The sequence below is a fragment of the Pedobacter terrestris genome (genome assembly GCF_052343045.1).
In the GTDB taxonomy this organism is placed as follows: domain Bacteria; phylum Bacteroidota; class Bacteroidia; order Sphingobacteriales; family Sphingobacteriaceae; genus Pedobacter.
In genome coordinates this window covers 4,098,078-4,113,307 of the sequence record NZ_CP180264.1, presented here as the reverse complement: position 1 = coordinate 4,113,307, position 15,230 = coordinate 4,098,078, and the positions used below count along the sequence as shown (strand labels likewise).

12 protein-coding genes are annotated in these 15,230 nt (G+C 38.5%); 6 read left to right on the top strand and 6 right to left on the bottom strand.

The annotated features are described in order from the left end of the window. Positions 1–5 precede the first annotated feature (5 nt). From ACJVDH_RS17515 to ACJVDH_RS17500, 4 genes are read right to left on the bottom strand one after another with little or no spacing between them, the layout of a single operon-like run. Positions 6–722 (bottom strand): AcvB/VirJ family lysyl-phosphatidylglycerol hydrolase, encoded by a 717-nt coding sequence (locus tag ACJVDH_RS17515; RefSeq protein WP_443944694.1) that lies wholly within the window; start codon positions 720–722, stop codon positions 6–8. Between the two features lies 1 nt (position 723). Then, positions 724–1,293 (bottom strand): outer membrane beta-barrel protein, encoded by a 570-nt coding sequence (locus tag ACJVDH_RS17510; protein ID WP_443944693.1) that lies wholly within the window; start codon positions 1,291–1,293, stop codon positions 724–726. A gap of 47 nt (positions 1,294–1,340) precedes the next feature. Continuing rightward, a complete protein-coding gene (locus ACJVDH_RS17505; protein ID WP_443944692.1) occupies positions 1,341–2,051 on the bottom strand; it encodes a LytR/AlgR family response regulator transcription factor in 711 nt (236 codons plus the stop codon). After that, positions 2,052–3,158, bottom strand: coding sequence for a sensor histidine kinase (locus ACJVDH_RS17500; protein WP_443944691.1), 1,107 nt, complete (start codon positions 3,156–3,158; stop codon positions 2,052–2,054). Between the two features lie 228 nt (positions 3,159–3,386). Here ACJVDH_RS17500 and ACJVDH_RS17495 point away from each other — a divergent pair, with 228 nt between their 5' ends. The 3 genes from ACJVDH_RS17495 to ACJVDH_RS17485 all read left to right on the top strand — a co-directional run bounded on the left by ACJVDH_RS17495 (position 3,387) and on the right by ACJVDH_RS17485 (position 8,622). Next, the gene (locus ACJVDH_RS17495) at positions 3,387–6,152 is read left to right on the top strand and encodes a TonB-dependent receptor (RefSeq protein ID WP_443944690.1); all 2,766 of its coding nucleotides are present in this window, start codon (positions 3,387–3,389) and stop codon (positions 6,150–6,152) included. Beyond that, positions 6,143–6,958, top strand: coding sequence for a hypothetical protein (locus ACJVDH_RS17490; RefSeq protein WP_443944689.1), 816 nt, complete (start codon positions 6,143–6,145; stop codon positions 6,956–6,958). The genes ACJVDH_RS17495 and ACJVDH_RS17490 overlap by 10 nt, the downstream gene beginning before the upstream one ends. A 128-nt stretch (positions 6,959–7,086) precedes the next feature. Beyond that, complete coding sequence (locus tag ACJVDH_RS17485) at positions 7,087–8,622, top strand: SulP family inorganic anion transporter (protein ID WP_443944688.1); 1,536 nt, start codon at positions 7,087–7,089, stop codon at positions 8,620–8,622. A 9-nt stretch (positions 8,623–8,631) separates the two neighbouring features. Here ACJVDH_RS17485 and dinB read toward each other — a convergent pair whose 3' ends face one another. Next, on the bottom strand, positions 8,632–9,732 hold the full coding sequence (dinB, locus tag ACJVDH_RS17480; protein ID WP_443944687.1) for a DNA polymerase IV: 1,101 nt from the start codon (positions 9,730–9,732) through the stop codon (positions 8,632–8,634). A gap of 64 nt (positions 9,733–9,796) precedes the next feature. Here dinB and ACJVDH_RS17475 point away from each other — a divergent pair, with 64 nt between their 5' ends. Then, entirely contained in the window at positions 9,797–10,147 is a 351-nt protein-coding gene (locus ACJVDH_RS17475) for a DUF6717 family protein (RefSeq protein WP_443944686.1), read from the top strand. A gap of 7 nt (positions 10,148–10,154) precedes the next feature. Here ACJVDH_RS17475 and ACJVDH_RS17470 read toward each other — a convergent pair whose 3' ends face one another. Next, positions 10,155–10,511: a response regulator gene (locus tag ACJVDH_RS17470; protein ID WP_443944685.1), complete on the bottom strand. Its 357-nt coding sequence runs from the start codon at positions 10,509–10,511 to the stop codon at positions 10,155–10,157. 265 nt (positions 10,512–10,776) lie between these two features. Between ACJVDH_RS17470 and ACJVDH_RS17465 the strand changes: the two genes are divergently transcribed. Both ACJVDH_RS17465 and ACJVDH_RS17460 read left to right on the top strand, forming a co-directional pair. Beyond that, positions 10,777–11,796: a LacI family DNA-binding transcriptional regulator gene (locus ACJVDH_RS17465; RefSeq protein WP_443944684.1), complete on the top strand. Its 1,020-nt coding sequence runs from the start codon at positions 10,777–10,779 to the stop codon at positions 11,794–11,796. A 438-nt stretch (positions 11,797–12,234) separates the two neighbouring features. Next, the gene (locus ACJVDH_RS17460; protein ID WP_443944683.1) at positions 12,235–15,201 is read left to right on the top strand and encodes a SusC/RagA family TonB-linked outer membrane protein; all 2,967 of its coding nucleotides are present in this window, start codon (positions 12,235–12,237) and stop codon (positions 15,199–15,201) included. Positions 15,202–15,230 lie beyond the last annotated feature (29 nt).

Sequence of the window (15,230 nt, the reverse complement as noted above, 5' to 3'; positions counted from 1 at the left end):
AGGGGTTATTTGTTAAGGAATACAGATACAATTTTATCGTATTCTGTTTGATCGTAGTGGTGGTTTCCTTTTAATAAGCTCAAATTAAAATTTGGTTTAGAGATTTCTTTTAAGGGTTTTTCCTGTTCATCAATTCCGTAAAAACAAAATACCGGAAGGCGTAATTTTTTTACTTCATCTGCTACCTGGTAAGGATAATTGTCTGATCCCGTATTGGTAAGATCTGAAAAATGAACCATAAAATCTGTTGTAGCAAATGGCGATAGCAAACTTAAACTTACAATGTGCCTTTTGGCCCGGTTGGGCAGTTGATTGTAAATAAACGGCAAAACATCTGCACCGAAAGAATAACCACAGAGGTAAATTTCTTCTGTTTTATATAGCAATGCATACTTGCGAATGAGTTTTGTAAAATCCGCTCCAGCTTCTGCAGGGGTTTTATGCTCCCAGAAATAACTTCTGGAATTGATTCCGATGGTTTGAAAACCGTTTTCTGCAAGTTTTAAAGCCAGTTCATCTTCAAATTTAATCCAGCCGCCATCGCCAGAAAGCAATACAATCAGTTTTTTAGTTAAGGGTTGGCGAGAGGGATAAATGAAAATTGGCAAGTTAAATTCTTTGCGTTCAATACCTTTATGATCTACCATACGGTTGCGTTTAAACAATGCGCAACTGCTAAACAGCAGCGTAGATAGAAGCAAAAAGGTAAACTGTTTATTCATGTTATTTAAAGTTTAATCCCAGCATAAATGAAAGTCCATGCGGATTAATATCGAGATCATTCGTGCTCATTTTATATCCTTTGAAGCCAACACCGAGGTAAGTATTTATGTTTGATGAAAGCGCGTATTTGGTGCCAAAACCTGTATATACATAAAAACCTTTTTCGTGCACTGCAGATGTAGCCAAAGGTGTGGTTTCATCTGCAATTTTATAATTATTAAACGAAATACCCAAAGATGTTTCTGCATAAGGTTTTATCTTTTTACTGGTTTTAAGGTTGTATTTCAAATTTCCATATACAGGTACAAAACGCAATTTGTAAAGCACAAAACCATTGTCATGATGTTCGGACGTTGTCGCGTATTCTACACCAATTCCGGGTTCAAGTCCGTTTTTAAAAAGATGATTGAATTTGATTGAGGGCGCATAAAATGCATTTCCATGTGTAGATCTGAGCAATTCAAATGCCGGTGCTACAGAAAAGCCACTTGGGTTTACCGTTTGTTGTGCGAAAGCGAATGCAGGTAAAAAGATGCCTGCTAAAATAAATAAGGATTTTGAGATATTCATGCTATTAAAATAAATAGCACAAATGAAGATTCAATGAACAATGGCACTTAAAAATTTCTTTCGGTAATGTAGTTTAACAAAGCATCCCGATAGGATTCTCCGATAGGGATTTCAATTTTGTTTACCAAAATCTGGTATTTCTGTACGGCTTCTATTTTATCCAATGATACAATGAACGATCTGTGTATGCGCATAAATTCATTTTGCGGCAGTTTTTCAGTTAAATCTTTCAGATTAATCCGCGTAATTACTGGCTTAGGATCTTGCAGAAGATGGATTTTTACATAATCTTTAAGGCCTTCAATAAAGACAATATCAGACATCCTGATTTTAATCAGCGAATAACCGGCGTTTACAAAAAAGTGATTTTCAGTTCCGGTATCGGGAATAACAGGTCGTTTCCTAAGCGTAAACAAATCATGAGCTTTATTCACAGCACTAAAAAAACGACTAAAGGTTACCGGTTTTACCAGATAATCTATAACGTTAAGTTTAAAAGCATCTAAAGCATAATTTTCAAATGCCGTAATCAGAATAATCATTGGCGGTTTTTCCAAACCTTCAATGAGTTCTAAGCCATTGATTCCGGGCATTTTAATATCCAGGAAAATAAGATCGATATGTTTCTCCCGAATGATTTTTAATGCATCTGCAGCATTTCTGGAAGATGCCACATGGTTTAAAAAGGGGATTTTCTTCAGGTTGTCTTCAACCAGCTCTACCGCTAAAATTTCATCATCAACAATCAAGCAATCCATTTATATCAGTTTAATTAGTAATTCGGCTTTATACACATCGTCTTTCTGTGTAATGTTCAGTTTTGCTTTGTTCGGATAGAGCAATTCTAAACGGCGTTGTATATTTTGCAAACCAATTCCGGTTTCGCTTTCTGCTGCGGTCTCTTTCATATCTTCTACCGGACTAATATTATTCAGTACTACAAACTGAAGCGTGTTTGCAGAATTGTTCAGTGTTAGGAAAATATCAATCAAAGGATTTTCTACCATAGAAAGACCGTGTTTAAATGCATTTTCTACAAAAGGAATGAGCAACATTGGCTCTATACTGTACGATTCAAATTTTCCGGTGATGTACATATTCAATTTTACGGTATCGCCATAACGCAGCAACTGCAAATCGATGTAGTTTTTCAGATATTCTACTTCCGTATTCAAAAAAATGTGGCTGCCATTACGTTCATATAGCATATAGCGCATCAGACTAGACATATTGATGAGTGATGGTTCTAGCAAAGGCGATTTTTTTCGCGCCAGCGAAACCATACTGTTAAGTACGTTAAACATAAAGTGTGGACTGATTTGCGAACGCAAAAAATTAAGTTCGGTTTTGAGTTGTGCATTTTCGCGTACGTTCAACGCTTTTTCCCGCTTATTAAAATTGAGCAGAAGCATATAACAATAACTGCTTAAAATGGCGGCAATGAAAGGAGGGAGGATAAAAAAGAAACGAAATGGCGGTGCTTTTTGAACGGAATTTTCTGGCCTTTGCCCGTGCATATTGATTTCTCCCATTGGGATAAAACCTGCTTTAGGTCTCAAATATTCTGAAATAACAAAGAACAGGCAAAAACAAATCAGCAAAAATAAACTGTACCAGGATTTGCCGTTTCGCTTTTTAATTAAAGGAAATAACAAATAAAAATGAATGTAAAATACCACAACGATAAGCAGGTTGCGTAGAAACATATCTTGCGCAAAGTTTTTGTGTATGCCAGAAATGGGCATGGCATTTTGCGAAAATAGAAAAGGAAGAAGTGAAAATGCAGTCCACAACAGCAGCGGAATAATTTGATGAAACCAAGGCTGGATTAGTATTTTTCTGATGGATAAGTTAATGCGTTTCACTATAGAGATCTTCTTTTCGGGCAAGATAATAAATCGTACAACCCGAAATCGAAGATTTAGATTAACACCCCAAATGTGGCTACGAATGTCTGTGATTGTGCTACAAGTCTGGATTCATTTAGCAGGCTTTGGTTTTTGTAGCTAAAAACTGAATGATTATCGCACAATTGGCTGGGTATGTCGATATTTTAAACGGCACTTCTTTTATCAGCTAAATTTATCCGCTATATGATAAAAAGAATACTTGTCTTGTGCTTATTATGCGCCCTGTTTTCTCCTGTACTTGCACAGCAAAAATTGCTGAGTAAAGTAAAGGTAAATGGGTTTTTCACCACATCTATGGATGTTGTATTGGATAGCATTGCGTCCTCAAACCAATTGAAAATAATATTTGACCGGGATTATGTGAAGAAATTTCTCATTTCCGAGCATTTTAATAATGAACCACTTGATCTTGCGCTGAAAACCATTTGCAGACCCGCAGATTTAAAATACTGGGTAGAACCTGACGGCACAATTTATATTGTGCGCACGCCAGATGAAATGCGCGCATTGCAACGTAAAGCCGCCGCGGCAGCAGTTGTACCAGAAGTGAGAACCATCACGATTGAAACGCATGAACTGGATGATATTAAAAGAGAAAAAGAACCACTTAAAGATTTTCAGCTGAGTGGAAGGGTTGTAGATCAGATTAATGGAGAATCTTTGCCCGGTGCGGTAGTAAGCATCGAAAATCAAAATATCCGTGCAACAACTAATGCAGATGGATATTTTACTTTATCGCATATTCCAACAGATAGTGCGGTATTGCTAACCTCATATGTTGGTTATTTATCAGATCGGTTAAATCTGACACATATAGATTTAAGCAAAACCTTCATTGTTGCATTATCCATTGCCCGCAATACCTTAGAAGAAGTTCAGATAAAAGGTAAGAAAAATGATGGCATTATGAGTACCGATAAAAGGAAAGTAAGCGTGCTCCAGATTTCGCCGGCTAAACTTGCAGAATTGCCGAGTTTGGGTGAGAAAGATATTTTGCGCTCTTTTCAGTTAATGCCCGGAATCAGCGCAAGCAATGAATCTTCATCAGGCGCATATGTACGCGGCGGAACGCCCGATCAGAATCTGGTTTTGTTTGATGGTTTTACCGTTTATCAGGTAGATCACTTATACGGATTTTTCAGTGCATTTAACAGCAATGCTGTAAAAGATGTGCAATTGTTTAAAGGTGGTTTTTCTGCCAAATATGGAGGAAGATTATCCAGCGTAACGGAGATTACCGGAAAAGAAGGAAATAAAAAGGAATGGAACCTTGCAGGCGATATCAGCTTTTTAAGTGCAAATGTATATCTCGAAAGCCCGGTTGGTACAAACGGCACTTTTCTTATTGCGGCCAGAAAATCTTACCAAGGCCCTTTGTACAATAAAATTTTTAATCAGTTTAATACCACAACCACCACCACAGCAACAGGCGGCGGTGGTTTTGGCGGTGGAATGGGCGGTTTCGCGACAGCAAGTACACCCGCATCGTATTTTTATGATTTGAACGCAAAATACACCGTGAGTTTGGGCAAAAAAGATTTAATTGCCTGGAGCGTTTACCAGGGGAATGACAATTTGGACAATAGCCGGGATATTAGTGTACCGTCATTTATCAGCACAACTTCTACCGGTCCCAGCATTACAGATCAGACCAGTTATGGCAATTTGGGATCGAGTATGAAATGGTCCAGACGATGGGACAGCAAGTTGTATTCCAATACTTTGCTTAGTTATTCTACTTATCACAGTGATCGCGATCGGATCAACACCGTTACCACAACAAATGATGATGGTACAGAATCTCAATTGAGTACGGGAACAATAGAACGCAATAAATTGCAGGATTGGAGTCTGAAATCAGACTGGGAATATCAATCCAGCAATAAATTAAAATGGTTATTTGGTGGTTATGCATCTGCGCAGGATGTAACGTATACATATAGCCAGAACGATACCAGTACTTTAATTGATCAGGGTAGAAATGCTTTAATTGCATCAGCCTATGGCGAAGCAGAATATTCTCCGGTAGAAAAATTACAGGTTAAAATTGGAGGGCGAGGTACATATTACGATCAAACCGGGAAGTATTACTTTGAGCCACGTTTTTCAGGATCGTATCTTTTAACAGATCGTTTTACGCTTAAAGCTGCAACCGGCCGTTTTTATCAATTTATGAACCGGATTACCCGTGAAGATATTCTTGCTGGAAGCCGCGATTTTTGGGTACTTTCTGATGGCAACAGCATTCCGGTAGGCCGTGCCGATCATTATATAATGGGTTTCAGTTATGAAACTGATAAATACCTTTTTGATGTAGAAGGTTATTATAAAAACTTAACCGGACTTACAGAATATTCGCAACGCTTAACCGGGAATCGAGGTGCTTCTACACTTGAGGAACATTTTTATAATGGAAAAGGATATACCTCTGGAGTAGAATTTCTGGCACAGAAAAAAGCCGGAAAGTTTACCGGTTGGGTAAGTTACACAATGGGAATAGCAAGAAACCAATTTGATGCGTACGGAACGAGTTATTTCTCTGCAAATCAAGATGCGCGGAATGAGTTTAAATCTGTTAATATGCTAAAGGTTGGAAACTGGACATTTTCTGCAACATGGATTTTTGCAACCGGAAAACCATATTCAGCACCCATTGCAAGTTACAGTTATGACAATGCCAGCGGCACTACAAATACGTATTTGACTATAAGCGGAAAAAATACCGAACGTATGCCTGCATACCACAGATTAGATTTAGCCGCAACGCTCGATTTGATAAAAGTAGATAGCCGTAAAACCGGAAGCATCAGCTTTTCACTGTTTAATGTGTATGACCGTACCAACATCTGGTATAAGGAATATACGGTTTACAACAACCAGGTAATTACTTCAAACATCAACTATTTAGGTCTTACACCAAACATTACACTCAGTTTAAAATGGAAATAAAACGATACATAAAAATAATTCTGGCCTTTGCTATACTGAGTACGGTACTTCTATCTTGTGCTAAAGATGGTGGAGATGATTCTATGGCAGATCGACCGGTGGTTGTTTCCTACCTGGTGCTGGGCAGACCATTAACCATGAGTGTTTATCAACAAAAAGGCTTATTGGATACCACAACTTACGGTGCAACTATTAAGGGACTCACCATTCGTGTTTCAAACGGTACACAAACGGTTACATTATCAGAAAGCAGTACAGGTTACTATTATTACAGCGATCGCAATTTCATCACCGAAAATGCAACCATGACCATGACTTTTGAATACAATGGCAAAACCATTTCTGCGCAAACAATTGTACCGCCGAAACCGATTAATTTTCTTTCGTCTTCTTACAATCAGGCGGTACCAGATCCAGATCCAACGTCTACCACAACCACTACTTTTACTCCGGTAGTTTTCAGTTGGACAATGGCCAGCAATGACAACTATCTTTTAGTATTTGCCAATCAAGACAATACACCAAACCGGATCGGCAGTGGCTTTGGGCGAAGAGACAGTTACCGCGATTTGGAATTTTATCTCGGTCAGGTAACTTCTTATTCAACTTCTGCCATGACATTTACTTTTTCTGGCTTTTACACCACGTATTTGTATCGCGTAAATGCAGAATACAACAATATTGTAAACAGTAGCAGTACAAGCTCGCTCAATTTAACCAATCCGGCAACCAACGTAACCAATGGTTTGGGCATTTTTACGGCCATGTCTGTAGATTCTCTGGTACTAAATGTATATCAGGAATAGATTTTGTTTCGCAGCTTTAAGGCGCTTCACCCTAAAAAGGTGAAGCGTTTTTCGTTTAATCAAATTTAAAAACGGGGAATCCTAGTTTTGCGGGATAAAATCGGATATTTGCACCTTTAAACAACATTATGACTCCCTTACTAAACCTTTTCGATTTCTCGAAAAAGATCAATTATAAAGTTGAGATTCTGGCAGGCTTAACCGTAGCCATGACGATGATTCCAGAATCATTGTCTTTTGCTATTCTGGCAGGTTTACCTCCATTGGTAGGTTTGTACGCAGCCTTTATTATGGGTTTGGTAACTGCAGTTTTGGGTGGGCGGCCAGGCTTGGTTTCTGGCGGAGCCGGTGCAACTGTTGTTGTGCTGATTGCGCTAATGAAAAGTCACGGCATTGAATATGTATTTGCGGCGGTTGCCGTTGCAGGTGCCATTCAGGTTTTAGTAGGCATTTTTAAACTGGCACGCTTCATTCGGCTGGTGCCGCAACCGGTAATGTTTGGTTTTGTAAATGGTTTGGCGGTCATTATATTCATGTCGCAGCTTGAACAGTTTAAAACCATTGTTAACGGTCAAGTAGAATGGATTAGCGGAAGTACGTTGTATATTATGCTTGCGTTGGTGGCTTTAACTATTGCCATTGTAGTGGTTTTACCAAAGTTTACAAAAGCCATTCCTGCATCGCTGGTTGCCATTATAGTTGTTTTTTTAGTTGTTTTTGTATTTGGTATCCACACCAAACTCGTGCGCGATATTGCTGCGGTAAGCGGCGGCTTTCCGTCATTTCACTTGCCACAAATTCCCTTCACAACTGATGCATTTATAATTGTACTTCCGTACGGATTGATTATGGCCGGCGTTGGCCTTACCGAAGGTTTACTTACTTTAAATCTGGTTGATGAAATTACCCAGACCAAAGGAAATGGAAACCGGGAAAGTATAGCACAAGGTATTGCAAACACCTTAAATGGGTTTTTTGGCGGTATGGGCGGATGCCCGATGATTGCACAAACATTAGTCAACTTATCTGCCGGAGCAAGAGCAAGATTATCGGGCATTGTGGCTGCAATAACCATATTAGCCATTATTTTAATAGGTGCACCCGTAATAGAACGTGTGCCCATGGCGGCTTTAGTTGGTGTAATGATGATGGTTGCCATTGGTACTTTTGAGTGGATGAGTTTTAAAGTCATCAATAAAATGCCTTTAAAAGATATCATAACGGGCATTTTGGTTGCGGTTATTACGGTTTGGTTGCACAATTTGGCACTTGCTGTTTTAATTGGAATTATTATTTCAGCCTTAATTTTCGCTTGGGAAAGCGCTAAACATATTCGGGTAAACCAAAACATCTTGCCAGATGGTTTAAAAATTTATGCTTTATCGGGGCCATTATTTTTTGGATCGGTGAAAAATTTTAATGATCTTTTTGATATTCAGAACGATCCCGCGGAGGTTGTGATTGATTTTAAAGACAGTCGGGTTTTTGATATGTCTGGTATTGACGCACTAAACAGGCTCACAGAAAAATACAGCCAATCGGGTAAAAAACTTGTGTTGAAGCATCTGAGTAACGACTGCAAACGTTTACTGAAAGATGCCGAAAGCATTATCGAAGTTAATATAGAGGAAGATCCGATGTATCTTGTGGCAAAAGAAAATTAATGCGTTTGCCTAGAAATCAAATTCGAGTTGCTGGCTGCTTGCAATGTCCGTTTTTAGGTCGTCGTAGAAACGCGATAAAGTAATGCCGAGTAAGCGCACTTCCGCATGGCCAAGGTTTGAATCTTCCAGCAATTGTACCGCTTCTTTAAAAATGCTTTCCTGGTCATCCATGGGCTGAGGAAAAGATTTGCTTCTGGTGATAATTTTAAAATCAGCAAATTTGATTTTGAGCGTGATGGTTTTTCCGGCCAATTGGTGTTTTTTTAATCGCTGTGCCACGGTATTGCTAATTTGCATCAGCAACTGATGCATTGTGCCCAGATCATTTGTATCTTCAGACATGGTATCTTCTGCGCCCACAGATTTTGCTTCTCGATTGGCTCGAACTGGTCTTTCATCAATTCCACGTACAATTCGATAATAAAATGTACCCGATTTGCCGAATTGTGCAATAAGTTGGTCTTCTGTCAGTTTTTTGAGATCGGCACCTGTAAAAATCTGCATCGCCTTCATTTTTGCCGCAGTAACTTTACCTACACCGAAAAATTTTTCAACCGGAAGTTTCTCCATGAAAGATTTAATTTTTGACGGGCCAATAAAGGTTAAACCATCCGGTTTATTCATATCAGATGCTACTTTTGCTACAAATTTATTGATCGAAACCCCAGCCGATGCAGTTAGATTCAGTTCGTTTTTGATGGTATCTTTAATAGATTGCGCAATTTCTATTGCAGAGCCAATGCCCAGTTTATCTTCGGTAACATCCAGAAAAGCTTCATCAAGAGATAAGGGCTCAATCAAATCTGTATATCTGCTAAAAATTTCTCTAATGGCTTTTGACGCGGTAGAATATGCATCAAACCGCGGATATACAAATATCGCAGACGGACAAAGCTGATACGCCTTATTGCTAGACATGGCGGAGCGGATTCCAAACTGCCGAGCTTCATAACTTGCTGTTGCCACAACGCCACGACTATCCGGTTTCCCGCCAACCACCAGCGGTTTTCCGCGGTATTCAGGGAAATCTCGCTGTTCTACAGATGCATAAAATGCATCCATATCTACGTGGATAATTTTTCTGTGAATGTTTTTTGGGATGTCAGGCATGTTAGAAAAATAAATTTCGTCATTTTTATCCTCATTATTGAAGAAGAATTTTTTTCTTTACAGTATGACGAGATCTATCCGCTTTTATAAAAATACAAAAGGAGAATGGTATGCCGATATTCCGGAATGGGGCGGCGATGAGGCTGATTTGCAAATGGTAGAAGGCGCAGATATATTGCTGGATTGGGTATCGAAAAATGGCGAAAAATGCGAACTTATAATGGCCGATGAACATTTGGAAGATGCAGATGTTTTGGAATTGGTTTACGTCCGTGAAGAAAATCTCGGCGGTGGCGGCGACTATCTGCTAGAATATTACCAGGGCGAAATTAAAAAACACAAATTGTGGTTGTGCCACGTTACAGCGTTTGTATTTAAATCTATACCAGAGAAAATCTATTTTAAAAAACCTTAAACCAAAATTAGTTGAGCAAGTGGTCTACTTTATTTAAGAGAGATTCCATTTCAAAAGGTTTTTCCATAAAATCATTCGCTCCAGCGTCCATTGCAGATTGTCTGATGTCTTTACTTGCAGAAATCATCAGCACCGGAATTTCGCGATATGTAGGGTCATTTTTCAAAAGGCGGCAAATATCGCGCCCATCGTGCCCGCTCATCCAAATATCCAAAAGAATTAAATCGGGTTTATTTTTAACGGCTTCGAGTACAGTTCCGCCATCGTACGTAAAATCGACATGGTAGCCCATAACTTCTAAAATCATTGTAACTGCATCAACAATCCCTTCGTCATCATCGGCAATGAGTATTTTTTTATTCATCGTAAAAGTAAAGTCTAAGCCATAAGCTGTTCTAATTGTTTGAAGCAAAGATGGTCATTTGTATATCAGTATAAATACGCAATTCGCCCTTTTTGTTTCAAAAAAAATAATTCTTTTCCGAGCGTAAAAGCAATTTTTGCTTTGTACAACAAAGCAGACTTCTAATTGGTTTTTAATCTTTTATGTATTTAGAAAATTTGTTTTTCCTATATCAAAGTTATATCGCTTATATTAGCGGCCAATTAAAGCCTCTGGTTGTACGGTAATGGATAGCATCAATATTAAGAAATTAGCGGAAGCGTTACGCTTATCTACATCAACCATTTCGCGTGCGTTCAGGGACAATAGTGACATTAATCCATCAACCAAAGAAAGGATTTTAGCTAAAGCCAAAGAACTTAATTACCAACCCAACCACTACGCCAGTAACCTGCGCGAGCAGAAAAGTAAAACCATCGCCATCATTGTACCTGAGTTGGCCAACAACTATTTTTCACAGGCCATTCATGGAATTGAGCGTGTAGCCCGTGAGCATGGTTATCACATTCTGATTTACGTAACAGACGACGATTATAAAAAAGAAGTAAATTTTATTCGTTTACTGCATAATGGCAGAGCCGATGGAATTATTATGTCTGTATCTGGTGAAGCCAACGACCACAATTACCTGAATAAATTTGGGACGAAAAGACTTCCCTTAGTTTTCTTTGATAGGGTTTATGAGGATATTGAAACACCACGCGTAATTACAAATGACTACGATAGTAGTTATGCCGCAACCGCACATTTGATAGAACAAGGTTGCCGTGAAATCGCATATCTTGTGGTGAACAAGAGCCTTTCTATTGGTAAAACCCGCATGCAAGGTTATATTGATGCCCTCGCTGCACATGGAATTGCTTTTCAGGAGAACCTGATTGTAGACTGTAGCAATAGTTATGAAGAAAACAGCATGATTATTAAACAGGCGTTAACGGAATTGAAACCAGATGGTGTATTTACTTCTGTAGAACGTTTGGCCTTCGCTACCTATTACGCGTGCTACGAACTGAATATTTCTATTCCGGACGATTTGAAAGTCATTAGTTTTTCCAGTTTGGAGATTGCACCATTACTTAATCCTTCGCTTACAACCATCACGCAACCTGCAACTGCATTAGGCGAAGCTGCGGCAAAAATGTTGTTCGAAATTTTGGACGGCGCAGCCGATAAAAACCGCGGAAAAGAATTGGTTTTATCGTCGCGGATTATCCCCAGAAATTCTACTTTCAGGTCTGAAAAATAGGTAGGACAAAGGGCAAAAAACCGACTGTTTTTTCGCTTAAAAATTTTCAAAAAATTCCTTCACTTAGTGTAAAATACGCAGAATTTGCCCTTCATTTCGGGAACGTTCCCGAAATTTCGATTGATTTCGATTGCTTTTTTTCGGGAACGTTCCCGAAAAACCGGATAAATTTGACTTAGTGTAAAAAATACACTTAAATATATTGCTTTTTATTTGTAATTTGTTAAAAAACAGTGCTTTGTTTGTTTTTATGGGCTTTTTTAAATGCCGATTTTTTTGCGTTTCATGTTAAATTTTCGTTAAAAGTGGAGATTGATTTTGCTTTCAAAATTTATTTTTTAAATAAATTTTGAAATATAATTTCCTGCTGTAAATTAGTCCTATGTGTAAATCACAATAATATTTAACCAAATTTTTATACTTAAAAGAGCTTCGAATATGAAAGTATTTTACCTGTTAAAACAGGGACTTTTAGTGCTGTTGGTTTTTGCAGCGTTAATCGTAAAAGCCCAAACCGGATCGGTGTCTGGTAAGGTGCTTGATGAAACCGGGCAACCCTTACCCGGCGCTTCTGTTATGGTGAAAGGTACCACCAGAAGTACATCAACCGATGTAAGTGGAATGTACAAGATTGCAAGTTTGCAAAATGGCTCTATAACGATTGTTGTGAGCTTTATTGGTTACCAAACCTTAGAACAAACAGTTGCTGTATCTGCAAACGCGGTAGCAAATGTGAGTCTGGTGCCAGATGCACAAAAACTAAATGAGGTTGTCGTAATTGGTTACGGTACAGCCGAAAAGAAAAATTTAACCGGATCTATCACAACAGTAAGTGCTAAAGATTTTCAAAAAGGTGTAATCACAACGCCAGATCAATTGATCCAAGGAAAAGTTGCGGGTGTGAACATCACATCAAATAGCGGCCAGCCTGGTGTAGGTTCTACCATTCGTATTCGCGGTGGGGCTTCTTTAAATGCAAGTAACGATCCATTAATCGTTATTGATGGGGTTCCTTTTAGTGGAAATACGATTAACAATGCACCAAGCCCTTTATCATTAATCAATCCGAATGATATTGAGACCTTTACAGTATTAAAAGATGCAAATGCGACTGCAATTTACGGTTCAAGAGCATCGAACGGTGTAATTTTGATTACAACCAAAAAAGGTTCTTCGGGTGCTCCAGTAATTAATTTCAGTACCACAAATTCCATTGCAACAGTTGCACGTAAGGTAAATGTACTTTCTGCAGATCAGGTTCGCGATTACGTGAATGCAAATGGATCTGCCGCACAACGCGCATTGTTAGGAACTGCAAATACAGACTGGCAAGATGCAATTTATCAAAATGCCTTCACTACAGACAATAATTTGAGCTTAGCTGGTTCATTTCATGGTGTGCCATATCGCGTTTCTGCAGGCTACTTGGATCAAGACGGTTTGTTAAAAACGGATAAACTAAAAAGAGGAACGGGCGCAATTACTATTTCTCCTAAATTCTTTGACGATCACCTGAAAGTAGATTTGAATTTGAAAGGTGCGATTACACAATCACATTTTGCAAATCAAGGTGCAATTGGCGCAGCTATTCAATTTGATCCAACACAGCCTATTTATGCACAAAATAAATACGGAAACTATTTTGAGTGGCTTCAGGGAACTGGAGATGCAATTGTACCAAACCCAAATGCACCGCGTAATCCATTAGCTTTGTTGGAATTGAATGATAACAACGGCCAGGCAGAAAGAAGTGTAGGTAACATTAAGTTTGATTATTCTTTCCATTTCTTACCAGAGTTGCATGCCAACTTAAACTTAGGTTACGATGTATCTAAAGGCTACGGCAGTGTAAGGGTACCAACATTTGCAGCGCAAAGTGCATCAACCAATGGCTCATTCTCCAGATCTTTAAGTAAAGAATCGGATAAATTCTCAGAGTTCTATCTAAACTATTCGCATACAGCTGCCAGCATCAGAAGTAAATTTGATGTAACTGCAGGTTACGGTTACTATGACAACGCTACAACAGGTTATAATTTCACAAATTACACAGGTACAGGCATCGCATTGGTTACGCCAGTATTCCCTTTTTCTGTAGAGCGTAATAAATTGTTGTCTTACTACGGAAGATTCAATTATACATTGGCCGATAAATATATTTTATCAGGAACTATGCGCGCAGATGCATCGTCTAAGTTTGCAGAAAATAACCGCTGGGGATATTTCCCATCTGTAGGTTTTACCTGGAGAGCCATTGGCGAAAATTTCTTGAAAGACAGTAAAGTACTTTCTGATTTGAAACTTCGTTTGAGCTACGGACAAACCGGAAATAAAGACGGTATCGGAAACTACGATTATTTGTCTAAATATTATGCTAACACCAATACAGGTCAATATCAGATTGGTAACACATTTTATAACTACTACAGTCCGGCGGCTTATGATCCTGACTTGAAATGGGAAACAACTACAACCTACAATGCAGGTTTAGATTATGGTTTTATGAAAGGCAGAATTTATGGTAGCGTAGATGTGTATTACAAAAAAACTAAAGATTTGTTGAGTACAGTAAATATTCCGGTAGGAACAAACTTTAGCAATTTGTTAACCACAAACGTAGGAAATATGGATGTACGTGGTTTAGAAGCCAGTTTAAATTTCAGCGCAATCAGTACGGAGAATGTTCATTGGGATTTTGGCGTAAATATGGCTTACAATAAAAGAAAAGTAACCAATCTTACATTAAATCCTGATCCGGGATCAAAAGTTAGCGCAGGAGACATTACTGGCGGTACAGGTATTACCTTGAAATATAATGCAGTAAACCAAATTCCGGGTTCGTTCTTTGTATACAAACAAGTGTATGATGCCTCTGGAAAACCGCTTGAAGGTGTTTATGCAGATTTGAACGGAGATGGAGTGGTGAATACAAGCGATCAGTATTTTTATAAATCGCCAGATCCAAATTTCACTTTTGGTTTTACAACCTCTTTCTCTTACAAAAAATGGTCAGTCAATACGGTATTGCGTGCCAACTTAGGGAATTATATCTATGATAACGTAGCTTCAAACTTCGGCGTAAGATCAAATATTTTAAGTTCACAAGGTATTACCAATAATGCAAGTGCAGATTTATTAAATACTGGATTTACCACAACTCAGTATCTGAGCGATTATTATATCAAAAACGCTTCATTCTTAAAAATGGATAATTTGGGTATTGCATACGATTTCGGCCGGATTTCAAAAACTTCGAACACCAATATCCGTATGTCCTTAAACTGCCAGAATGTATTTGTGGTGTCTAAATACAAAGGTTTAGATCCTGAGCTAACTTCAGGTATTGATTATAGTTTGTATCCTCGCCCAAGAACATATTCATTGGGTGTTAATGTTGGCTTTTAGTTAAATGATGATGTGTGATATAAATCGGA

Coding starts and splice junctions, on each gene's coding strand:
- ACJVDH_RS17485 (WP_443944688.1), top strand. CDS start 7,087: ATGACTCCCTTACTAAACCTTTTCGATTTCTCGAAAAAGATCAATTAT.
- ACJVDH_RS17490 (WP_443944689.1), top strand. CDS start 6,143: ATGGAAATAAAACGATACATAAAAATAATTCTGGCCTTTGCTATACTG.
- ACJVDH_RS17460 (WP_443944683.1), top strand. CDS start 12,235: ATGAAAGTATTTTACCTGTTAAAACAGGGACTTTTAGTGCTGTTGGTT.
- ACJVDH_RS17475 (WP_443944686.1), top strand. CDS start 9,797: ATGACGAGATCTATCCGCTTTTATAAAAATACAAAAGGAGAATGGTAT.
- dinB (WP_443944687.1), bottom strand. CDS start 9,732: ATGCCTGACATCCCAAAAAACATTCACAGAAAAATTATCCACGTAGAT.
- ACJVDH_RS17505 (WP_443944692.1), bottom strand. CDS start 2,051: ATGGATTGCTTGATTGTTGATGATGAAATTTTAGCGGTAGAGCTGGTT.
- ACJVDH_RS17495 (WP_443944690.1), top strand. CDS start 3,387: ATGATAAAAAGAATACTTGTCTTGTGCTTATTATGCGCCCTGTTTTCT.
- ACJVDH_RS17510 (WP_443944693.1), bottom strand. CDS start 1,293: ATGAATATCTCAAAATCCTTATTTATTTTAGCAGGCATCTTTTTACCT.
- ACJVDH_RS17470 (WP_443944685.1), bottom strand. CDS start 10,511: ATGAATAAAAAAATACTCATTGCCGATGATGACGAAGGGATTGTTGAT.
- ACJVDH_RS17465 (WP_443944684.1), top strand. CDS start 10,777: ATGGATAGCATCAATATTAAGAAATTAGCGGAAGCGTTACGCTTATCT.
- ACJVDH_RS17515 (WP_443944694.1), bottom strand. CDS start 722: ATGAATAAACAGTTTACCTTTTTGCTTCTATCTACGCTGCTGTTTAGC.